Source organism: Candidatus Endoriftia persephonae, from assembly GCF_023733635.1.
GTDB classification, from domain to species: Bacteria; Pseudomonadota; Gammaproteobacteria; order Chromatiales; family Chromatiaceae; genus Endoriftia; species Endoriftia persephonae.
The window spans coordinates 2,566,312-2,587,285 of the sequence record NZ_CP090569.1 but is presented as its reverse complement, the minus strand read 5'-3'; the positions used below and the strand labels follow the sequence as shown (position 1 = coordinate 2,587,285).

Annotated in this window: 19 protein-coding genes and 1 tRNA gene; 14 read left to right on the top strand and 6 right to left on the bottom strand. The window is 60.5% G+C overall.

What is annotated here, in order from left to right:
- Positions 1–17 precede the first annotated feature (17 nt).
- Entirely contained in the window at positions 18–752 is a 735-nt protein-coding gene (locus L0Y14_RS11665) for a hypothetical protein (RefSeq protein ID WP_006473995.1), read from the top strand.
- A 43-nt stretch (positions 753–795) separates the two neighbouring features.
- Here the strand turns inward: L0Y14_RS11665 and L0Y14_RS11660 are convergent.
- The 5 genes from L0Y14_RS11660 to rpsU form a co-directional block, all read right to left on the bottom strand.
- A tRNA-Ile gene (locus L0Y14_RS11660) sits at positions 796–872 on the bottom strand.
- A 97-nt stretch (positions 873–969) separates the two neighbouring features.
- Complete coding sequence (gene rpoD, locus L0Y14_RS11655; RefSeq protein WP_006473994.1) at positions 970–2,781, bottom strand: RNA polymerase sigma factor RpoD; 1,812 nt, start codon at positions 2,779–2,781, stop codon at positions 970–972.
- Between the two features lie 118 nt (positions 2,782–2,899).
- On the bottom strand, positions 2,900–4,666 hold the full coding sequence (dnaG, locus tag L0Y14_RS11650; RefSeq protein ID WP_006473993.1) for a DNA primase: 1,767 nt from the start codon (positions 4,664–4,666) through the stop codon (positions 2,900–2,902).
- Between the two features lie 75 nt (positions 4,667–4,741).
- Positions 4,742–5,185, bottom strand: a complete 444-nt coding sequence (locus tag L0Y14_RS11645) for a GatB/YqeY domain-containing protein (protein ID WP_005960971.1) — start codon at positions 5,183–5,185, stop codon at positions 4,742–4,744.
- A gap of 29 nt (positions 5,186–5,214) precedes the next feature.
- The gene (gene rpsU / locus L0Y14_RS11640) at positions 5,215–5,430 is read right to left on the bottom strand and encodes a 30S ribosomal protein S21 (RefSeq protein WP_005960972.1); all 216 of its coding nucleotides are present in this window, start codon (positions 5,428–5,430) and stop codon (positions 5,215–5,217) included.
- A gap of 160 nt (positions 5,431–5,590) precedes the next feature.
- Between rpsU and tsaD the strand changes: the two genes are divergently transcribed.
- Positions 5,591–6,622, top strand: a complete 1,032-nt coding sequence (gene tsaD, locus L0Y14_RS11635; RefSeq protein ID WP_006473992.1) for a tRNA (adenosine(37)-N6)-threonylcarbamoyltransferase complex transferase subunit TsaD — start codon at positions 5,591–5,593, stop codon at positions 6,620–6,622.
- Here tsaD and plsY read toward each other — a convergent pair.
- Entirely contained in the window at positions 6,619–7,224 is a 606-nt protein-coding gene (gene plsY, locus L0Y14_RS11630) for a glycerol-3-phosphate 1-O-acyltransferase PlsY (RefSeq protein WP_006473991.1), read from the bottom strand. The two genes, tsaD and plsY, sit on opposite strands and share 4 nt — an antisense overlap.
- Positions 7,225–7,474: 250 nt before the next feature.
- Between plsY and folB the strand changes: the two genes are divergently transcribed.
- From folB to der, 12 genes are all read left to right on the top strand, one after another.
- Entirely contained in the window at positions 7,475–7,831 is a 357-nt protein-coding gene (gene folB / locus L0Y14_RS11625; protein WP_005960975.1) for a dihydroneopterin aldolase, read from the top strand.
- Positions 7,824–8,318: a 2-amino-4-hydroxy-6-hydroxymethyldihydropteridine diphosphokinase gene (gene folK / locus L0Y14_RS11620; RefSeq protein WP_006473990.1), complete on the top strand. Its 495-nt coding sequence runs from the start codon at positions 7,824–7,826 to the stop codon at positions 8,316–8,318. The genes folB and folK overlap by 8 nt, the downstream gene beginning before the upstream one ends.
- A 456-nt stretch (positions 8,319–8,774) precedes the next feature.
- Positions 8,775–10,016 (top strand): DUF1015 domain-containing protein, encoded by a 1,242-nt coding sequence (locus L0Y14_RS11615; protein ID WP_005960977.1) that lies wholly within the window; start codon positions 8,775–8,777, stop codon positions 10,014–10,016.
- Between the two features lie 81 nt (positions 10,017–10,097).
- On the top strand, positions 10,098–12,266 hold the full coding sequence (locus L0Y14_RS11610; protein WP_320415582.1) for a RelA/SpoT family protein: 2,169 nt from the start codon (positions 10,098–10,100) through the stop codon (positions 12,264–12,266).
- A gap of 149 nt (positions 12,267–12,415) precedes the next feature.
- Positions 12,416–13,057, top strand: coding sequence for an adenylate kinase (locus tag L0Y14_RS11605; RefSeq protein WP_005960979.1), 642 nt, complete (start codon positions 12,416–12,418; stop codon positions 13,055–13,057).
- A gap of 308 nt (positions 13,058–13,365) precedes the next feature.
- Positions 13,366–14,436 (top strand): dual-specificity RNA methyltransferase RlmN, encoded by a 1,071-nt coding sequence (gene rlmN / locus L0Y14_RS11600; protein ID WP_081417716.1) that lies wholly within the window; start codon positions 13,366–13,368, stop codon positions 14,434–14,436.
- A complete protein-coding gene (gene pilW / locus L0Y14_RS11595; RefSeq protein ID WP_005960981.1) occupies positions 14,433–15,224 on the top strand; it encodes a type IV pilus biogenesis/stability protein PilW in 792 nt (263 codons plus the stop codon). Before rlmN ends, pilW begins: the two co-directional genes overlap by 4 nt.
- Positions 15,224–16,294 carry a RodZ domain-containing protein gene (locus tag L0Y14_RS11590; RefSeq protein ID WP_005960982.1) on the top strand — a complete coding sequence of 357 codons (1,071 nt, stop codon included), beginning with the start codon at positions 15,224–15,226 and terminating at the stop codon, positions 16,292–16,294. The genes pilW and L0Y14_RS11590 overlap by 1 nt, the downstream gene beginning before the upstream one ends.
- Before the next feature lie 89 nt (positions 16,295–16,383).
- Positions 16,384–17,667, top strand: a complete 1,284-nt coding sequence (hisS, locus tag L0Y14_RS11585; RefSeq protein ID WP_005960983.1) for a histidine--tRNA ligase — start codon at positions 16,384–16,386, stop codon at positions 17,665–17,667.
- 11 nt (positions 17,668–17,678) lie between these two features.
- Complete coding sequence (locus tag L0Y14_RS11580; protein WP_006473986.1) at positions 17,679–18,308, top strand: YfgM family protein; 630 nt, start codon at positions 17,679–17,681, stop codon at positions 18,306–18,308.
- Positions 18,283–19,467 (top strand): outer membrane protein assembly factor BamB, encoded by a 1,185-nt coding sequence (gene bamB, locus L0Y14_RS11575; protein ID WP_005960985.1) that lies wholly within the window; start codon positions 18,283–18,285, stop codon positions 19,465–19,467. Before L0Y14_RS11580 ends, bamB begins: the two co-directional genes overlap by 26 nt.
- Positions 19,468–19,472: 5 nt before the next feature.
- Positions 19,473–20,858 carry a ribosome biogenesis GTPase Der gene (gene der, locus L0Y14_RS11570; RefSeq protein WP_006473985.1) on the top strand — a complete coding sequence of 462 codons (1,386 nt, stop codon included), beginning with the start codon at positions 19,473–19,475 and terminating at the stop codon, positions 20,856–20,858.
- Positions 20,859–20,974: the final 116 nt, after the last annotated feature.

The following is a 20,974-nucleotide window of genomic DNA, read 5'->3' as shown; positions in this document are numbered from 1 at the left end:
TCGCGCGCTAGGAGCCGGTGGCTGACCGCCGCGACGGAGAGGGCGACGAGCGCGGCGCGGAAGAAGTGGAGTCACAGCGCGCCGAATACGCTGCCGAGCGTGACGGCTTGATGAAGCTGCGCGACGGCATGCGCAAGTTTGTACGCCTCTACGAATTCATCGCCCAGGTGGTACCGCTGGGTGATCCCGAGTTGGAGAAGCTCAATCGCTTTATCCGTCTCTATGTGAAACGGCTGGCCAATGTGCCGATGACGGAGATCGATCTCTCCGGTCTGCGCATGACTCACCTCAAGCTCTATCAGCGCGAGGGGGCGGATATGACGCTTGGGGTGAAGGAGGACGCTCCCGATTTGCGCCCGGTTGCCGGTGGCATCAGCGAGGGTCGCGACCGGACGCGTGAGCGAATCAGCGAAATCATTCACGCCCTGAACAGCCTGTTTGGCGAGGGTCTCTCGGAAGGGGATCGCATCAAGCGCATGGGCAATCTGCTGGCAATCGGCGAGCAGGCGCGCCGTGATCCCACCGTGCGCAAGCAGATCGAAGTTGGCAACAGCGAAGAGCAGATGATGCAGGGTGGCGATCTGCAAAGGGCGGTGACCAGCGCGGTGCTGACCATGCTTTTAGAGAGCAAAGATAGGGAAGATGCCACTCACCTGCTGAAAGACCAGCAGGCGATGAGCCATTATTCCCGGCTGGTGTTCAAAGTGCTGGCGTCTGATCTCTCTAAAGAAGATTTGCTTGGATTGGGTTGATCAGCCAGGTGGCCTGGAACCTTCTGTAACTATTTGTTTTTATTGGTGGGCCCTGTAGGACTCGAACCTACGACCAAGGGATTATGAGTCCCCTGCTCTAACCAACTGAGCTAAGGGCCCGATGGGATTTGCCGCCGACAGGCGCAAGGCGTTATGGACGGCGCGAATTCTAGCAGATAAAACGCTGCTGAAAAGAGGGCGGGATAGACCCGCCAGCTTATTCGTTGTCCAGAAAGCTGCGCATTCGCTCGGAGCGGGAGGGGTGGCGTAGCTTGCGCAGTGCTTTGGCCTCGATCTGTCGGATGCGTTCGCGGGTGACGTCGAACTGTTTGCCGACCTCTTCCAAGGTGTGGTCGGTATTCATGTCGATACCGAAACGCATGCGCAGTACCTTGGCTTCACGGGAAGTGAGTCCGGAGAGCATGTTCTGGGTCGCTTCGCGCAGGCCCTCCGAAGTGGCTGAGTCGACTGGCGAGACAACGCCGGAGTCTTCGATGAAGTCGCCCAGGTGGGAGTCTTCATCGTCGCCAATCGGGGTCTCCATGGAGATCGGCTCTTTGGCGATCTTCAGAACCTTGCGGACCTTGTCCTCGGGCATCTCCATGCGCTCGGCCAGCTCTTCCGGGGTAGCCTCGCGGCCCATCTCCTGGATCATCTGACGGGAGATGCGATTAAGCTTGTTGATGGTCTCGATCATGTGCACAGGGATGCGGATGGTGCGTGCCTGATCCGCGATGGAGCGGGTGATGGCCTGACGAATCCACCAGGTGGCGTAGGTCGAGAATTTGTAGCCGCGCCGGTATTCGAACTTGTCCACCGCCTTCATCAGACCGATGTTTCCCTCCTGGATCAGGTCGAGGAACTGCAGGCCGCGGTTGGTGTATTTCTTGGCGATGGAGATCACCAGACGCAGGTTGGCCTCGACCATCTCTTTCTTTGCGCGACGGGCCTTGGCCTCACCGATGGACATCTTGCGATTGATCTCTTTGATGTCGCTGATGGTGAGCTGGCACTCCTGCTTGAGAGTGATCAGGCGCTTCTGGGCGCGGGCGATATCGTCGGCATACTCTTGCAGCGGCTCGCTGTAGGATTTACCGGCATCAAGTTGCTGCTGCAGCCAGTCCGGATTGGTTTCGTTGTCGGGGAAAGAAGCGATGAACTCTTTTCTGGGCATACGCGCCCGGTCGACACAAAGATTCATGATGATCCGCTCTTGCGCGCGAATCCGAGCGATGGTGTCTCGCAGGCTGGCGACAAGGTGATTGAACGCGTTCGGGACCAGTTTGAACTCGAGGAAGCTTTCAGCGCAGGCCTCGAGCGCCTTTTGGGTCTTGGGATTGTTGCGGCCATGCTTCTTGAGTGCGCTGCAGAGGGCGTTGTAGCGCTTGCCTAGTTCCTTTGTCTTGGCGGCAACCTCTTCAGGATCGGGGCCAGTATCGACGGGTTCTTCATCTTCCTCGTCGCCACTATCTTTCGCTCGAGGGGGGCGCGGGATGGGGATCTCGTCTGTCTCGTTCGGGTCGATGAAGCCATTGATGACATCCGCCATACGCTTCTCACCTTCACCGACCTTGGTGAGCATGCTGTGCAGCATCTCGATGGTGACGGGGAAGGTGGCGAGGGCAGCGGAGACCTGTTTGAGGCCGTCCTCAATGCGTTTAGCGATGCGCAGTTCGCCTTCGCGGGTTAGCAGCTCGACGGTGCCCATCTCGCGCATGTACATTCGTACCGGGTCGGTGGTGCGGCCAAACTCGCTGTCGACGCTGGCCAGCGCGGCGGCGGCCTCTTCGGCGGCGTCATCATCGCTGGTGACAGCTTCGTCACTCAGGGTCTTGTCTTCAAGGTCGGGGGCGGTTTCGTGTACGGTGATCCCCATGTCATTGATCATGCGTACGATGTCTTCGATCTGCTCCGGCTCGACGATGCCTTCGGGCAGATGGTCGTTGACTTCCGCATAGGTTAGGAAGCCCTGTTCCTTACCTTTTGCAATCAGTTGTTTTAGCTGTGATCGCTGTTGTTCCTGATTCATTTTCAACCTTGTAGTCCGAGTCAGGCGAGTGCCGACGAATAAACTCCCCATTCTAGCATGATTCCAGGGCAGCGATAGCGCTTTACCCGGGTTTTTTGCATTGATTCAGCGTGGCCGCCTATCTTTGACCAGGAAAGCGTTGTCGAAGTGCCCGACGCTCTTCCTCGGAGAGCTCGCTAGGATTGAGCTTGTGTGGCGTTTTTGCGCTCTGCTTGCGGTATTGCTGATTGAGTCTGCTGATCGCATCGCGAAATTCCGCCTCTTTGTCCATGCCAGGAAGATCAAATCGATAGGTGGCTAATTTATCCAATGCGGCGAAGGCTTCCTGGTCTCGCCAGCGTTCGATGATGGCCGCTTTATTAAGCGTAGGTTGGGCCCGGATTAATTCAAGTAGCTGGCGTAGCAGCGGTACTCCTGGAGCTTGCCATTGTTGCCAATCGTCATCGGTGTCCGCTGCCAGCTGTGCCAGGGTGGGGGTGTCAAGCAACAGCGCAATGGCGCTACGCAGGGGTGTGAGACGTTGTTGCTGGTATTTTTTTCGAGAGGTGGAGCCGGGCTTGCCCTGTTGATTTTGTGGCGTGCTGCTGTCGAGTTGTCCCGGCTTGATGCCGACCAGTCCTTCGAGTTCCTGAAACATCATCTGGCGGAAGAGGCCGGCGGGTAGCTGCTCAAGCAGGGGTTTCGCTAGCTGCGCCAGGCGTGCGCGGCCGTCGATCGACTGCATGTCGATCTGGCTGCTGAGTTGGTCGAACAGGAAGCGGGAGAGTGGCATGGCCGCTTTCGCTCTGTCGCTGAATTGTTCTACCCCCTCTTTGCGCACCAGGGTGTCGGGGTCTTCGCCATCAGGTAGGAACAGAAAGCGCACCTCACGTCCCTCGCGCATCACCGGCAGACTGGTCTGCAGGGCCTTCCAGGCAGCATCACGGCCAGCGCGGTCGCCATCGAAACAGAAGATCACCTCGGGACAGATGCGGAAGATCAGCTCCAGATGCTCCTTGGTGGTCGCGGTGCCGAGGGTGGCTACCACATTGCGGATGCCGAACTGAGCCAGGGCAACCACATCCATGTAGCCTTCGACCACCAGCAAGGAGTCGATCTTGCGCAGTGCCTGGCTGGCTTCAAACAGGCCGTAGAGTTCGCGCCCCTTGTGGAACAAGGGGGTCTCGGGGGAGTTGAGGTATTTGGGGCCGGCCGCTTTTGGCGCCTTGTCCGTCGCGGCGCTATCCTCCAATATCCTGCCGCCAAAACCGATGGTGCGGCCACGCCGGTCGCGGATCGGGAACATGATGCGGTTGCGAAAGCGGTCGTAGTGTTTGCCTTCTCCTTCCGTGATCATGCCGGTCTCACGCAGCTGGCGCAGTGTCTCACTCTGTTGGCCTGTGTGCTGCAGCAGGTTGTCCCAGCCTGGGGGAGCGAAGCCGATGCCGAAGGTGGCGGCGATCTCGCCAGTCAGGCCGCGCTGTTTCAGATAGTCGATGGCGGTCTGCCCCTGGGGGTGGTCGCGCAGCTGATGCCGGTAGTAGCTGGCGGTGCGCTCCATAAGTTGGAACAGGGGGCGCAGGTCTGGCCCTTGCGGCAGGCCACCTTCGCGGGGGACTTCGAGGCCAGTGCTGGTGGCGAGTTCCTCAATCGCCTCGATAAAACCCAGGTTGTCGTAGTCCATCAGGAAGCTGATGGCGGAGCCGTGAGCGCCGCAACCGAAGCAGTGGTAGAACTGTTTTTCCGGGCTGACGGTGAAGGAGGGGGTCTTTTCGTCGTGGAACGGGCAACAGGCCTGGTACTCTTTGCCAGCGCGCTTTAGCGGCACTCGCTGGTTGACCAGATCGACGATGTCCACCCGACTGAGTAGTTCATCGATGAAGTGATGGGGGATTCGGCCGGCCATGGGTCTGAAGCTATCTGCGATGCTGGGGATAACGCATAAGATAGCTGATGCCCCCAGCCGAGAGGGGAGAGAAGGTTAACCGGAGAGCTTTTGCTTGACCAGGGCGCTGACCTGCCCCATGTCGGCGCGGCCCTGCATCTTGGGTTTGAGCTGCCCCATCACCTTGCCCATATCTTTCATGGCGGAGGCGCCCGAGGAGGCAATCGCCTCCTCGATCAGGGAGTTGATCTCTTCAGTGCTGAGACCTTCAGGCATGTAGTCCTGGATGATCTCGATCTCGCTCTGCTCCTGAGCGGCCAGCTCATCGCGGCCGGCCTGCTGATACTGGGCGATCGAGTCACGACGTTGCTTGATCATCTTCTCTAGGATGGCAAGCACCTGATCGTCATCGAGTTCGATGCGTTCATCGACCTCGCGCTGCTTAATCGCAGCGGTGATCAGGCGCAGCGTGCCGAGGCGCTGCTTCTCTCTGGCCTTCATCGCGGCTTTTACGTCATCCTGGATGCGTTGCTTCAACATCGTTCAGAGATCCCTGTCGCAGAAAGCGATCAGTACTGGCGTTCCCAGCGGCGGTTCTCGCGAGAGAGCTTCTTCAGATGACGCTTGACGGCGGCGGCAGCTTTGCGCTTGCGTTCCCAGGTGGGCTTTTCGTAGAACTCACGGCGACGGACCTCGGCGAGAACGCCGGCTTTCTCGCAGGATCGCTTGAAGCGGCGCAGGGCGACTTCGAAAGGTTCGTTGTCTTTGACGCGTACGTTGGGCATCTGTAGTTGTTCCTCAGAATTTCAGTTGTTTGGCCGGGGCCCGGTTGAAAGGCGCGAATTCTACAACATGGCTCTGTGCTTTTCAAAAGTGGTGTGGGATTGTCTGCTAAACTTGGCCGCCTGATTTTGTTTCGTAATGACTAAGAGGGCCGATTGGGCGATGCGAGTACTTGGGATCGAAACCTCCTGCGATGAGACGGGCATCGCCCTTTATGACAGCCAACAGGGCTTAGTTGGCCACGCGCTGCACAGCCAGATCGCAGTGCATGCCGAATATGGCGGCGTAGTGCCGGAGCTGGCCTCGCGGGACCATGTGCGCAAGGTGTTGCCGCTAATCCGGCAGGTTCTGCGGGGGACGGGGTTCGGTGCGGAACAGATAGACGGCGTTGCCTACACTACTGGTCCCGGGCTGGTGGGGGCACTGCTGGTGGGCAGCGCCATCGGCCGTAGTTTGGCCTGGGCCTGGGGGGTGCCGGCGATTGGCGTACATCATATGGAGGGCCACCTGCTGGCGCCGATGCTGGAGGCCGAGCCGCCGCCTTTCCCGTTTGTTGCGATGCTGGTCTCCGGTGGTCACACCCAGTTGGTGCTGGTGGAAGGGATCGGTCGCTACCAAGTGCTGGGTGAGTCGTTGGACGATGCGGCTGGAGAGGCCTTTGATAAGACTGCCAAGCTGCTCGGGTTGCCCTATCCGGGTGGCCCAGAGCTGGCGCAGCTGGCACAGCAGGGCGATCCGGGGCGTTATCGCTTTCCGCGTCCGATGACCGACCGGCCCGGTCTCGACTTCAGCTTTAGTGGTCTCAAGACTTTTGCTCTAAATACCCTGCAGGCTGCTCGGCGGGAGGAGGGGGAAATGGTCAGTCGCCAGACCCTGGCAGATATTGCCCGTGCTTTCGAGGATGCGGTAGTCGATACGCTGCGCATCAAGTGCCGGCGGGCGGTGCGCCAGAGCGGGGTCTCGACCCTGGTGATGGCCGGTGGTGTCAGCGCCAACCAGCGTCTGCGTGCGGCGATCGGCGCGATGATGCAGAAGGAGGGCGGGCTGGCCTACTACCCGCGACCGGAATTTTGCACCGATAATGGCGCGATGATCGCCTATGCCGGCTGGCAGCGGCTCAGGGCGGGGCAGTCGGAGCCGCTGCGTTTTTCCGCCCAACCCCGTTGGCTGATGGAGACACTCCAACCGGTTTAGGTCTTGGGCCCCTGTTCCTTGGAGATCGGCTCTTCGGAGCCTACCAACATATTCTGGATGTTGCTGCGATGCCGCCAGAACAGCAGCAGGCTCATCATCACCTGCATTGAGATCAACTCTGGCGCGGGCCAAAACCACCAGACGATCACGGGCGCCAGCGCCATCGAGACCAGCGCGGCAAGGGAGGAAATTTTCATTATCTTGGCCATGAAGAGCCAGATCAGCGCCACACTGCCGCCGATCTGCCAGGCGAGTCCGAACTGGGTGCCGAGGGCGGTGGCTACCCCTTTGCCGCCCTGAAAACCAAAAAAGATTGGGTAGAGATGGCCGAGAAACGCCGCCATGGCGGTGAGGGCGAAGGTCAGGGGCGAGTCGGTGAGCAGGTGGGCTGCCAGTACCGGCAGCAGGCCTTTTAGCATGTCGCCCAGCAGAGTGATGGCCGCCGCCTTCTTGCCGCCGATGCGCAGCACGTTGGTGGCGCCTGGGTTGTTGGAGCCCTGGGTGCGCGGATCGGGTAGCCCCATCAACGTGCAGACGATGATGGCGCTGGAGATGGAGCCCAACAGGTAGGCGGAGAGGATCAGCAGGGTATCGATAATCATGGGCGAATTGGACCTGCTCACCCGCAGCAGGTCAAGGATGTTGTTAATCAAGTGAACACCGGATGGCCGGCATGCCCAGGGAGAGCAGCGACGGCTAGGAGCCTGTGGTCAGGGCGACATGGAGCTGTTCGCACCTGCCTCGCTGCAGCACTTGATTATCCCGCACACTTTTCGCTGTCGCTGCAGGGGTTGTCATTGTGCCCCACTCCACTACCATGTGGCCCATTTGCCAACCCAAACGGAAGATTGAATGGATATAGTATTCATCCGGGGCCTGAGCATCGATACAGTCATTGGTATCTATGACTGGGAGCGGGAGATCAAACAGACGGTGGTTTTCGATCTGGAGATGGGGGCCGATGTGGCCAGAGCAGCAGCCTCGGATGGCATCGAGGATACCCTTGATTACAAGGCGGTCAGCAAGCGCCTGATCCAGTTTGTCGAGGCGAGCAGTTTTCAGCTGGTGGAGACCCTAGCGGAACGTTGCGCACAGATCGTGCTTGAGGAGTTTGATGTGCCCTGGCTGCGCCTGACCGCCAACAAGGCGGGGGCGGTGAGTGCCGCCCAGGATGTCGGCGTGATCATCGAGCGCGGCAGTCGTGGTTGAGGCGGAGCTGGTGCGCGCCTGGCTGAGCCTAGGCAGCAACATTGAGCCGCGGCGCTATATTCCGCAGGCGCTAACCGATCTGACTGCTGAGTTTGGCGAGCTGGTGATCTCCCCTATCTATGAGAGCGAGGCGGTGGGGTTCGAGGGAGATAACTTTCACAACCTGGTGGTGGGGATCGCTACCCGCCTGCCGCTGCAAGAGCTGGTGCTGAAGCTGCGCTGGATCGAAGAAAAAAATGGCAGACAGCGTGAGTCTGACAAGTTTGCCCCGCGCACCCTCGATGTCGACTTGTTGACCTACGGCGATGTGGTGGTGGATGAGCCCGGCCTGCAACTGCCGCGTGATGAGATTACTCGCTACGCCTTTGTGCTGTTGCCGTTGTCTGAAGTGGCTGGTGATGAGATCCATCCCGTAACAGGGCAGAGCTATCGGGAGCTTTGGCGGGCGTTCAACGCCCCTGAACAGCGTCTGTGGCGGGCTGACTGAACAAACCCACGTGCCTCGCTTGTGAAACGGCGAGTGCTCGGAGTAAGGCCAGGGAGCGGTCAGTCTGCAGAGGCACAACGGAAAAACCCCACCTCCCATTCCATGGAAGTGGGGCATGTCGCCCTGCTTGGTTGGCAAACGGTTCCGTCCTTGAGACGTCCCTGTTCCTTATGGCTTCCCTGTCGTCCTGTTGGCGACAATTCAAGAATGTCACAGGGTGGTGGAGAGGGTAGGGGGAAAGATCCGCAACCCATGTAGGAATTTTCTGACATGGGGGTTGAGTGTGACGGGGATCAAGTTAACGGCACAATTTGGGGTGGAAAAAGTTGGGCGCTGGAGTGTTGACTGTTCGGCAGTGCTTGATCTGTAGCTTGTGCATTTGAAACAATCTGCGCGTTTAACGATTTCCTATGGTGAGAGAGGCTCGCCATTACACGATTTATAAGGATCAGATAGATGCCGCTAATCAAAGCGTTTCCGGGGCTGCGGCCCGCGAATGGCCGCGCCGAAGATGTTGCCGCCCCTCCCTACGACGTGATGAATGAGGCGGAGGCACGCGAGATGGTCGAAGGCCGCCCCTGGAGCTTTCTGCACATCTCTCGCGCCGAGGTGGATCTGCCGGTCGGTACCGATCCCTACTCGCCGGAGGTCTACGCTAAGGCGGCGGAGAATCTGGCGAAGATGGAGCAAGAAGGGGTGCTGGTTCGTGACGCCAAACCCTGCTTCTATGTCTATCGCCTCACCATGGGCGAGCATGTGCAGACCGGGTTGGCGGCGGTCGCCTCGGTGCAGGCCTACGATAACGATCGCATCAAAAAACATGAATTCACCCGTCCCGCCAAAGAGGACGACCGGGTGCGTCAGGTGGATGCGCTGAATGCCCAGACCGGGCCGGTATTCCTAGTCTATCCGAGTGCCGTGGCGGTGGACGATACCCTCGCGCTGATCGCCGAAGGGGCCGCCGATATGGATGTTACAGCCGCTGATGGCGTGCGCCACCAGATCTGGGTTGCCGACGATGAGAAGGTGGTGGAGCAGCTCACCCGCGAATTCGATGCGATGCCCGCGCTCTATGTGGCTGATGGCCACCATCGCTCGGCGGCCGGCTCGCGGGTCGGTGCGGCGCGCAAGGCGGCCAACTCCAAGCATACCGGCGAGGAGTCCTACAATTACTTCCTGTCGGTGATCTTCCCTCACAACCAGATGCAGATCCTCGACTACAACCGGGTGGTCAAGGATCTCAATGGCCTCGACAAGGCGGCCTTCCTGGAGAAGGTGGAGGCGGCCTTCACCCTGGAGATGAGCGACACCCCGGTCAAGCCCGCCGGCACCGCCGAGTTCGGCATGTACCTCGACGGCCAGTGGTACCGCCTGAGCCTCGACCCGGCGCGCATCCCAGCGGACGATCCGGTGGCGCGGCTCGATGTCAGTCTGCTGGCCGACAACCTGATCGAGCCGATCCTCGGTATTTCTGATCCACGCCGCGACAGCCGCATCGACTTTGTCGGCGGCATTCGTGGCTTAGAGGGGCTGGAGGCGCGAGTCGACAGCGGCGAGATGCAGGTTGCCTTCTCGCTCTTCCCGACCAGCATGGAGGCGCTGATGGCGGTGGCCGATGCGGGTGAAGTGATGCCGCCGAAATCGACCTGGTTTGAACCCAAGTTGGCTGACGGACTGGTCAGCCATGTGCTCGACTGATCTGAGGGCCGCCAGAGAGGGCGGGCGGCCACTCATCCCCTAATCATGGTCAGTGTTACGACAAACCTGCCGGAAGGCGATTTGGTCGACCTCGAGAAGATCCAGGCCTGGCTCGATAGTCTCGCGCCGCAGATCGAGCCGGGTGACCGTGAATATCTGGAGATGGCCTGCCAGACCGCGCTTGAGCGGGGGGGGGAGGTGCGTCTGCCGAGCGGTGAACTGCGCATCCGTCATGCCCTCTCAGTGGCCGAGGTGCTGGCTAGCATGCGGCTCGACCGGGAGACCCTGGCGGCGGCGATCCTGCTCGGCGTGCTTGACGACGAAGCGAGCGATCAGGAGGCATTGACGGCACGATTTGGTGAGGCCACTCTGCGCATGGTCGGTGACATGGCGCGCATCGACGCCCTCACCGACTTCTCCAGAGAGATCCCGGCCGGCGACCAGGAAGAGCATGCGGAGAATCTGCGCCGCCTGCTGCTAGGTATTGCCGAGGATGTGCGGGTGGTGCTGGTGGTGGTGGCGGAGCGGCTTCACCTGATGCGCATTGCGCGCGACTTTCCCGCCGAGATTCAGCGCCGCATCGCCGAGCAGACCCGCAGTATCTACGCGCCGCTGGCCAACCGGCTGGGCATCTGGCAGATAAAATGGGAGCTTGAAGACCTCAGTCTGCGTTTTCTCGAGCCGGAGGCGTACAAGCGCATCGCCAGTCAGCTGGATGGACGGCGCAGTGACCGGGAGAGTTTTATCCAGGATGTCATCGCCCTGCTGGAGGAGAAGTTCAAGGCGGCGGGCATCCAGGCGGGGATCAGTGGCCGGCCAAAACACATCTACAGTATCTGGCGCAAGATGCAGCGTAAGGCGGTGGATATCGAGCAGATCTTCGACCTGCGTGCGGTACGGGTGCTGGTGGAGGATGTGGCCGATTGCTACGCGGTACTGGGCATCGTGCATAGTCTCTGGCGCCATATCCCCGGCGAGTTTGACGACTACATCGCCACCCCCAAGACGAATATGTACCAGTCGATCCACACCGCAGTGATTGGCCCCGAGGATAAAACCCTGGAGGTGCAGATCCGCACTCACGACATGCACCACCATTCGGAGTTGGGGGTGGCGGCCCACTGGCGCTACAAAGAGAACACCAAGCATGACGAGGATTTCGAGCGTCGTATCGTCTGGATGCGTCACTGGCTCGAGTTCAAGGATGGCGGCGAGGAGGCGGTGGGTTTTCTGTCCCAGTTCGACAGCGAGCTGGAGGTGACCCGCATCTACGTTTTTACTCCCCAGGGCAAGGTGGTGGAGTTGCCGAAGGGGGCTACTGCCCTCGATTTCGCCTATGCGATCCACTCTGATGTGGGGCACAGTTGCAAGGGCGCACGGGTGGATGGCCATATCGTGCAGCTGACCCGGCCGCTGTGCAGTGGCGAGACGGTGGAGATATTCACCGCTAAAAACGGCAGTCCAAGCCGCGACTGGCTCAACCCCCATCTTGGCTATCTGCACACCTCCCGCGCCAGAGGGCGGGTACGCCAGTGGTTCAAGCAGCTCGACTACGAACACCATGTGGAGTTGGGTCGGGCCGCCCTAGAGCGCGAAATGACCCGCATGAGCATCAGTGAACGGCCCGACCTGGAGGCGGTCGCGGCGCGTCACAATCTGCACAAGGGGGAGGATGTCTACGCCGCGATCGGTCGCGGTGAGCTCTCACCGGTGCATATCGCCAACTTCAGTGAGCCTCCCAAGCCGCCGCCTCGTGTGGCGCTGCCGGAAGAGTGGAGCCTGAACAAGCCGCCGGCCCGCGGCGAGGTGGTGGTGCAGGGGGTGGGCGATCTGCTCACCAGCATGGCGCGCTGCTGCAAGCCGCTCCCTTACGACCCGATCATCGGTTTTGTCACCCGTGGGCGCGGTGTGACCGTGCATCGGCGCGACTGCGCCAACATTCGCAGCATGAATGACCAGGAGCAGAAGCGGCTGGTGGAGGTGCACTGGAGCGAACGCCACGAAACCGTCTACCCGGTCGATTTTCAGGTGTATGCCGCCGACCGCAAGGGCCTGCTGCGTGATATCTCCTCGATCCTCACCAACGAGGAGGTCGATGTAATCGGGGTCAACACCCACAGTGATCGCACCCAGGACCGGGCCACCATGCGCTTTACTGTGGAAGTTACCGATATGGCCCAGCTCAGCCGTCTGCTGCTGAAGGTCGAGCAGTTGCCGGATGTGATCGAGGTGTATCGGCTGGTTGACTGAGCGGCGGCTGCGGCAATCGTTGGGAGGCATACTGCGGATTGGAATTCCCTGCTCAGGCGCGATTTTTTTGCTTTTTGCGCGACTTGGCGACACAATCTCGCCCCGAAAACTCCTTACCCCTTATCAAATAGATTGCAGAGAGAAAAACCATGCGACTGATTCTTCTGGGCGCCCCGGGTGCCGGTAAAGGCACCGTAGCCAAGCTGCTGACCGCTGTCGACGGTTCCGTACAGATCTCCACCGGCGATATCCTGCGCGGCGCAGTCAAGGATGGCACCGAGCTGGGCAAACAGGCCAAGGCCTTTATGGATGCCGGTGATCTGGTGCCTGACGAGCTGATCATGGGCATCATGAAAGAGCGCCTGCAGGAGGATGATTGCAAGGCCGGTTTCCTGCTCGACGGTTTCCCTCGCACCATCCCCCAGGCCGAGCAACTTAAGACCCTGCTGGCCGATCTCAGCATCGAGCTGGATGCTGCGGTCAACCTGGACGTGCCGCGTGACGTGATCCTCGACCGCCTCACTACCCGTCGCACCTGCGTCGGCTGTGGCGCCATCTACAACGTCAAGTCGATGCCGCCGAAGGTGGAAGGCAAGTGCGACAAGTGTGGCGCCGATGTGGTGCAGCGCGACGACGAGACCGAAGAGGCGATCTCCAACCGTCTCGACGTCTACAATGAGAAGACCGCGCCGCTGACCGACTTCTACCGCAACGAGGGGATGTTGATGGATGTCAACTCCACTTCCAGTGATACTGTTGTTGCGGCAATCAAGGAGAAGCTGGGCATCTGATTCCCACCTCAATGTTTTCTCCTGAGGCCGCCGCAATACAGGTTTGCGGCGGCCCCTCCTGCCTCTGCTTTCCTCTGAATCACTCTGCCTGATTGCCTGTGGCAGAGACTCTGGCTAGAATCGCCAAGTCTTTCGCTCGATTGTGGTAATTTATCCCTTTGATGCTTGTGGTTAAGCGTGTTCTGACGTGTAACACGTTGAGCGGGGCAGGATTATCTGTTTCTATGCCTACCTGTTGAGTGCCTGTGCTGCCGTCAATCCCGCGGAATGAGGAAACCTGCTTGTCTGAGTTGAACAAAACCAACCTGATGGAGCTCGATCAGCGGTCGATGGAGCGCTTTTTTGTCGAACTGGGCTCCAAAGCCTTCCATGGGCGCAACGTCTTCAAATGGATCCACAAGCAGGGTGTGATCGACTTCAATCAGATGACCGATATCTCCAAGCGGTTGCGTGTGCAGCTGGAGTCGCTGGCGGAGATCCGTCTGCCGGAGCTGGTGTTTGAGCAGCCGGCCCGCGACGGCACCCGCAAGTGGGTGTTGCAGCTGGATGATGGCCAGCGTATCGAGACGGTCTACATCCCGGATGGGGAGAGATCCACCATCTGTGTCTCCTCCCAGGTCGGTTGCGCGCTCAACTGCAGCTTCTGCTCCACCGCTCGCCAGGGTTTCAACCGCAATCTCTCGGTGGCGGAGATTATCGGCCAGGTCTGGGTTGCCAGCCGTGAACTGGGGCATCCACCGACCAATATCGTACTGATGGGGATGGGTGAGCCGCTCGCCAATTTTGATGCGGTGGTGACGGCGATGGATATCATGCAGGACGACTCCGCCTACATGCTCTCCAAATATCGCGTCACCATCAGCACCTCCGGTATCGTGCCGGCGCTAAGACAGCTGCGCGAGGTGAGTGATGTGAGCCTTGCCGTGTCGCTGCATGCGCCGACCAATGAGTTGCGCGACCAGCTGGTGCCGATCAACCAGAAATACCCGCTGGAGGAGCTGATCCCTGCCTGTCGTGACTTCATCAAGGGCGACAAGCGGCGCAAGATCACTTGGGAGTATGTGATGCTGGATGGCATCAATGATTCGATCCAGCACGCCAAGGCGTTAATCCGGCTGCTGGAGGGGACTCCCTCCAAGCTTAATCTGATCCCCTTCAATCCCTTCCCCGGCACCTCCTACAAAACCTCTCCGCCGGAGCGGGTCGAGGTATTTCGCCAGCGCCTGATGAAAGCGGGCATCATCTCCATTACCCGCAAGACCCGCGGCGAGGATATCGACGCCGCCTGTGGCCAGCTGGTGGGGCGGGTAAAGGATCGTAGTCAGCGTGAACTGAAAAGAAAAATGCCGCAACAGGCGGCGGAGGCAGGGGCGCGATGAAACAACGATTCTGGCTGACCCGATTGGCAGTAGTGTCGCTTGCGGTGCTGCTCAGCGCCTGTGCCAGCCAGGGCGAGTTCAGGCCGGAAGGGGGGGCCACTGGCAACCTTGGCGATCAGAATCGGAAGAGCCCGGCCGATGTCTACGTGGAGATGGGAATCGTTTATATGCGTGAGGGCCAGCTTGGGATAGCGCTGAAGAAGCTCAAGCGGGGCCTGGAGCTCGACCCCAAGAGCGCCGAAGCACACAATGTGATTGCACTGCTCTATGAGCGGTTGGGTGAGGTCGGGCTTGCTGATCAGCACTATACTGAAGCCTTGGTGATCCAGCCACAGAACCCCTATATTCACAATGCTCGTGGCGGCTTCTTTTGTAAACGGGGTCAATATGATCTGGCGGACAAACAGTTTCAACTGGCGTTGGAGAACCCGCTCTATCCGACCCCCTGGATCGCGCTTACCAACGCTGGCCTGTGTGCCGAGCGTAGTGGCGACAAATTGGCAGCAGAGCGTTATTATCGACGGGCGTTGGGCGCCAACGATCGCTTTTTTCTGGCCCTTTACCAGATGGCCGGGATGATGCTGGAGCAGGAGAATCATCTCGCAGCGCGGGACTATATCGAACGATACCACCAACAGGTGGCGGCAACCGCCGGTTCGCTCTGGATGGGGATTCAGATCGAGACGGCGTTGGGGGATGAAGAGAAAGCTGCCAAGTATAAGAGGCTGCTCAGGGGAAAATTCCCGGATGCTCCTGAGATACAGCTCCTCAACCAAATAGAACGATAATGAGTGTACTTTCCACCAAAGATGCGGAGCAGATGGGAGCAGGTCAGCCGATAGAGGGGCCTGGCAGCCGCTTGCGAAAAGAGCGGGAAGCGCTGGGTATAGATCAGATGAAGCTAGCCGCCCAGCTGCACCTGAGCGAAACCATGATCGAGGCCCTCGAGTGGGATGACTATGAAGTCCTACCTAGTCCGGTGTTTGTGCAGGGCTATCTGAAAAACTACGCGCGCATCCTCGGTGTGCCGGAACATGAGGTGATCGACGCCTACCGGGCCCTTGCACCACTGCCGGAAGAAGCGCGCGCGCTCAACGGCAACCGCAAAGTCCTGAAGGAGATGCGTAGCAACCATGGCGGAGTGCGCATCGTGACCTGGGTGATCGTCATCGCCCTGCTGCTGCTGCTGGCGATCTGGTGGCAGGGAGAGCAGGAGCTCCACGATATGAGCACAGCGGACCAGGCGACGCTGCAGGAGTCGATGCTGGAGGAGGGTGAAGCGGCGCCCGACAACCCAGGCCTTAGCCTACCTCCGCCACTCGAGGTGACGCCCAAGAAGATAGCCCCAGCAACTGAGATTGAACCGCCCACTCCACAGGATGAGGCAGCAGTTGTTGAGCCGCCGCCGCTTACACAGACTCTGACGGAAGAGACAACGCAGGTTGATGCGCGCGAGCCGGTTGGTGCAGCAGCGGAGATCGCCGCTGAACAGAGCGCAGAGGTTGTCGTGGAGGCATTGCAGGAGGCGGCGCCGACCACCTCCGATGCAGTCGAAGCGGAAGAGTCTGTCGAGGTCGACGCGGCTCCGGCTGAGCCGGGCTCTGCGTTCCCCAGTGTGGTGATCGAGTTCAACGACTCCTGTTGGGCAGAGATCCGCGATGCTTCCGGCCGTACTCGCCTGATCGGCAACATGAAGGTGGGTGACCGGCGGGTGCTGGGCAATTGGCCGGCACCCTATCGGGTGTTATTTGGCAATGCCGGAGCGGTCAACATGAGTATCAATGGCGATACATTCGATCTCGAGCCCCACACCCGCCGCAATGTCGCCCGTTTTCGCTTCGATCCTGCAGACTACTGATTACACACGCCATCAGGGTTATAACCCGCTCGCCGGACGTGGTAAGCTCCGGCGTTTGATTTTACGCGACAATCCGCAGTAACTGGCCGATGGCAAAGAATATTCAGGCGATCCGCGGGATGAAGGACATCCTGCCGCAACAGACCCCCCTCTGGCATTTTCTCGAGGACCGGGTACGCTCGGTGCTCACCCGCTATGGCTACGATGAGATCCGTATGCCGATAGTCGAGCAGACTGAGCTGTTTAAGCGCTCCATCGGTGAGGTGACCGACATCGTCGAGAAGGAGATGTACACTTTCGCCGATCGCAACGGAGACAGTCTCACTCTGCGCCCGGAGGGTACTGCTGGCTGCGTGCGGGCGATGCTGGAGCACGGCCTGATCCACAATCAGGTGCAGCGGCTCTGGTACCGAGGGCCGATGTTTCGCCACGAGCGACCGCAGAAGGGGCGCTACCGCCAGTTCCACCAGATCGGCGTGGAAAGCTTCGGTCTGGAAGGCCCCGATGTGGATCTGGAGCAGATCCTGATCACCCACCGGATCTGGCAAGAGATCGGCCTCGACGGGCTGGAGCTGCAGATCAATACCCTCGGTACCTCGCAGGAGCGCCAGGCCTACCGGGCGATCCTGGTGGACTATTTCCGCGCCCATCAGAAGCAGCTAGACGAGGATAGCCGGCGCCGTCTGGAGAGCAATCCACTGCGTATCCTCGACACCAAGAATCCCAAGATGGCGGAACTGGTGGCTGGGGCACCGAGTCTGATGGAGTATCTGGGTGATGAGTCAAAGGCGCACTTCGAGACCCTGTTGGCGGGTCTCGACGGGGCTGGCGTGGCCTACGTCGCCAACCCCCGCCTGGTGCGTGGCCTCGACTACTACTCTCGCACCGTGTTCGAGTGGGTTACCACCCGTTTGGGTGCCCAGGGCACAGTCTGTGCCGGTGGGCGCTTCGATGGCCTGGTCGAGCAGCTTGGCGGCAGGCGGGTGCCTGCAGTGGGGTTCGCGATGGGGCTGGAGCGGCTGATCGCGCTGCTCGAAGAGACCGATCTGGCGGAGCGCCTGCCAGGCATCGACCTCTATCTGGTGATGGTGGGGGAGCGGGCGCAGCGCGAAGGCATGCTGCTGGCGGAACGGCTGCGGGATCAGCTGCCCAAGCTGCGGTTGATCGCCCACTGTGGTGGCGGCAGCTTCAAGAGCCAGTTCAAAAAGGCAGACAAGAGTAATGCCCGTTACGCGTTGATCTTGGGCGACGACGAGTTGGCGCGGGGAGAGGTAGGCCTCAAGCCCATGCGCGGTGAGGGTGAGCAGCAGCAGGTGGCACTGGAGCGATTGAGCGAAGTGATCACCGATGTTTTCGAATTGAATACCAAGTAGGGTTGAGAGTCATGAGTGGATATCAGACCGAAGAAGAGCAGGTCGAAGCGTTAAAAAAGTGGTGGAAGGAGAACGGCACCTCAGTGATCGCAGGCATCGTGCTCGGGTTCGGCGCGGTGTTTGGCTGGCAGGCCTGGAACGGCTATCAGGATCGCGTCGGTGAGGAGGCCTCGGTTGCCTTCAGCCAGATGATCGATGCCATCACCCAGGGGCAGAGCGAATCAGCGCTGAAGCAGGCGGAGCTGCTGCGGCTCGAATATGAATCCAGCGCCTATGCGGTGTTTGCTGCACTGGCCCAGGCGAGCCTGAAAATGGAGCAAGGCGACAGTGCGGCGGCTCGCTCGCAGCTTGAATGGGCGATGCAGCATGCTGAAGAGCCCGGTCTGAAACAGCTGGCGCGACTGCGCCTGGCGCGGATCCTGCTGAGTGAAGGCGAGACCGAGGCCGCAGCCAGTCTGGTGAAGGCTGCGTCAGCCGGTGGCTTCGACAGCGAATTTGCCGCACTGCGGGGTGATATCGCACGCCAGCAGGGGGATCTGCAGGCGGCCCGCCAAGCCTATCAGTTGGCGTTGGCCGGCGATGTCGGCAATGGCGAACTGGTGCAGATGAAACTGGATGACCTTGGAGTTGCAACCCCCTGAGGCGATGGAGATGATACGCAAGCTATTTTGGGTTGCTCTGATCTTGCTGCTGGGCGGCTGCAGCGGCTTTTCGGCCAAAGACAATGCTGATCCGCCGGCTGAGCTGGTGGAGCGACAGGCAGAGTTGGCGGTTGAGACCCTCTGGCAGCAGCAGGTAGGGGGCACCGATGGCCGCTTCCTGGCGATCGCGCCGGCGCTGGATGGTGAACTGATCTATATCGCCAACGCTGCCGGTCAAGTGAGTGCGATCGAGCGGGCTGGGGGCAAAACCCGTTGGCAGCGTGATACCGGTTTGCCGATCACCGGTGGCCCCGGTGTCGGCGAGGGGCTGGTGTTGGTCGGTACGGCCGAGGCGGAGCTGCTGGCGCTGAGTGGCGAGACCGGTGAAGAGCTGTGGCGCCGGCGTGTCAGCAGTGAGGTCTTGGCGCGGCCAGTGGTGGGGCAGGGCGTGGTGGTGGCGCGTACCATTAATGGTCGTGTCGCCGGCTTCGATTTGACCAGCGGCCAGCCGCGTTGGGTCTTCGATCGCAGCGAACCGCTGCTGACGCTGCGCGGCAACAGTGCGCCGCTGATCAGCAACGGCCAGCTGCTGGTGGGGTTCTCCAATGGCAAGCTGGCGAGTCTCTCCCTGGAGAGTGGCAACGCGATCTGGGAGGCCACCGTCTCCACCCCCCACGGTCGCACTGAGCTGGAACGCATCGTCGACCTGGATGCCGATCCACTGGCGGTGGAGGGGATGGTCTACGCGGCCAGTTTCCAGGGCGAGGTGGCGGCGATCGCCGAGGCCAGCGGGGTGGTGCTCTGGCGACGTGATCTCTCGGTTTATGCCGGAATGGATGGTGACTGGCGCACCCTCTACGTGAGCGATGATCAGGCCCATGTGTGGGCGCTGGATGCGACCAATGGCGCGGCCCTCTGGCAGCAGTCCGAACTGCATGCGCGACGCCTCTCGGCCCCGGCGATGGTCGGCGACTATCTGGTGGTGGGCGACTTTGAAGGCTATCTGCACTGGCTCTCCCAGGATGACGGGCGGTTGGTGGCGCGCACCCGGGTGGGCGATGGTGGGATCCGTGCCAAACCCCTGGTGGTCGATGGTGTGGTCTATGTCTATGACGATGGCGGCCGCCTGAGCGCGCTACGTCCCGGTCCTTTGCGTTAATTCTGATGCTTCCTGTCATTGCCCTGGTGGGCCGCCCCAATGTGGGCAAATCGACCCTCTTCAACCGCTTGACCCGCAGCCGCGACGCGCTGGTGGCGGATCAACCTGGTCTTACCCGCGACCGCAAGTATGGCATGGGGCGGCTCGGCCCCGGCCCCTATGTGGTGGTGGATACCGGCGGTCTCAGCGGTGAGGACGGGGTTGACCTGCTGATGGAGCAGCAGGTGCGCCAAGCGATTGGCGAGGCCGACCATGTGCTGTTGCTGCTGGATGCCCGTGAGGGCTGCACCGGCGGCGATGCGATCATCGCCGAACAGCTGCGCCGTACCGGCAAACCGGTGACTGCGGTGGTCAACAAGAGTGAAGGGCTGAGCCGGGATGCCGCCGCCAATGAGTTTTTCAGTCTCGGCCTTGGTGAGCCGAAGGCAATCGCTGCGGCCCACGGACAGGGGGTGCACGGCCTGATCGTCGAGGTGCTCGAGAGCCTGCCGCCGGTGGAGATGCCGGAGGAGTTGCCAGAGGGGATCCAGATTGCGGTGGTGGGCCGTCCCAATGTGGGCAAGTCGACCCTGGTCAACCGCATGTTGGGTGAGGAGCGGGTGGTTGCCTTCGATCAACCTGGCACCACCCGTGACAGCATCTTCATCCCCTTCGTCCACGACGACAAACACTACACCCTGATCGATACTGCCGGAGTCCGACGCCGCGCGCGGGTCAACGAGGTGATCGAAAAGTTCAGCGTGATCAAGACGCTGCAGGCGCTGGAGCAGGCCAACGTGGCGCTGCTGGTGCTGGATGCTCAGCAGGGGGTGGGGGAGCAGGATGCCAATCTGGCCGGCCATATCCTGGAGAGCGGTCGTGCCCTGGTGCTGGTGATCAACAAGTGGGATGGTCTGGATCAGGGGCAGCGCCAGCAGGTGCGCGAGGAGATCGAACGCAAGCTGCCGTTTCTCGACTTCGCCACCCACCACTACATCTCGGCGCTGCACGGTTCAGGGGTCGGTGATCTCTACCGGCTGGTGGATCGGGCCTACGCCAATGCGACCCGCGATCTGGCCACGCCGGAGCTGACCCGGTTGCTGGAGCTGCTGGTGCAGGAGCATCAGCCGCCGCTGGTGCGTGGCCGGCGTATCAAGCTGCGCTATGCTCACCAGGGGGGCAAGAATCCGCCGATCATCGTGATCCACGGCAATCAGACCGAGCATGTCCCCAGCACCTACAGACGCTATCTGGTTGGGCGCTTCCGGCGTGCCCTGAAGCTTTCAGGCACGCCGATCCGGCTCGAATTTCGCTCCGGTGACAACCCCTATGAGGGCAAGCGCAACAAGCTCACCCCACGCCAGATCCAGAAGCGCAAACGATTGAAGAAATACGTCAGTCGTAAGGGGTAAGGCACCTTTGCACGAATCATGAAGGGCAGCCTTGGGGCCTAAATTTCCCGCTGCTGCCTTGAAAATCTTGGCAATAGGCCGGCTATTGCTTGCGATTCCCGCCTTGCCGCGAATAA

Bases quoted from the DNA above. Each gene is read 5' to 3' on its own strand.
- rpoD (WP_006473994.1), bottom strand. From the start codon at position 2,781: ATGAATCAGGAACAACAGCGATCACAGCTAAAACAACTGATTGCAAAA.
- dnaG (WP_006473993.1), bottom strand. From the start codon at position 4,666: ATGGCCGGCCGAATCCCCCATCACTTCATCGATGAACTACTCAGTCGG.
- L0Y14_RS11645 (WP_005960971.1), bottom strand. From the start codon at position 5,185: ATGTTGAAGCAACGCATCCAGGATGACGTAAAAGCCGCGATGAAGGCC.
- rpsU (WP_005960972.1), bottom strand. From the start codon at position 5,430: ATGCCCAACGTACGCGTCAAAGACAACGAACCTTTCGAAGTCGCCCTG.
- tsaD (WP_006473992.1), top strand. From the start codon at position 5,591: ATGCGAGTACTTGGGATCGAAACCTCCTGCGATGAGACGGGCATCGCC.
- plsY (WP_006473991.1), bottom strand. From the start codon at position 7,224: ATGATTATCGATACCCTGCTGATCCTCTCCGCCTACCTGTTGGGCTCC.
- folB (WP_005960975.1), top strand. From the start codon at position 7,475: ATGGATATAGTATTCATCCGGGGCCTGAGCATCGATACAGTCATTGGT.
- L0Y14_RS11615 (WP_005960977.1), top strand. From the start codon at position 8,775: ATGCCGCTAATCAAAGCGTTTCCGGGGCTGCGGCCCGCGAATGGCCGC.
- L0Y14_RS11605 (WP_005960979.1), top strand. From the start codon at position 12,416: ATGCGACTGATTCTTCTGGGCGCCCCGGGTGCCGGTAAAGGCACCGTA.
- rlmN (WP_081417716.1), top strand. From the start codon at position 13,366: ATGGAGCTCGATCAGCGGTCGATGGAGCGCTTTTTTGTCGAACTGGGC.
- pilW (WP_005960981.1), top strand. From the start codon at position 14,433: ATGAAACAACGATTCTGGCTGACCCGATTGGCAGTAGTGTCGCTTGCG.
- L0Y14_RS11590 (WP_005960982.1), top strand. From the start codon at position 15,224: ATGAGTGTACTTTCCACCAAAGATGCGGAGCAGATGGGAGCAGGTCAG.
- hisS (WP_005960983.1), top strand. From the start codon at position 16,384: ATGGCAAAGAATATTCAGGCGATCCGCGGGATGAAGGACATCCTGCCG.
- L0Y14_RS11580 (WP_006473986.1), top strand. From the start codon at position 17,679: ATGAGTGGATATCAGACCGAAGAAGAGCAGGTCGAAGCGTTAAAAAAG.
- bamB (WP_005960985.1), top strand. From the start codon at position 18,283: ATGACCTTGGAGTTGCAACCCCCTGAGGCGATGGAGATGATACGCAAG.
- der (WP_006473985.1), top strand. From the start codon at position 19,473: ATGCTTCCTGTCATTGCCCTGGTGGGCCGCCCCAATGTGGGCAAATCG.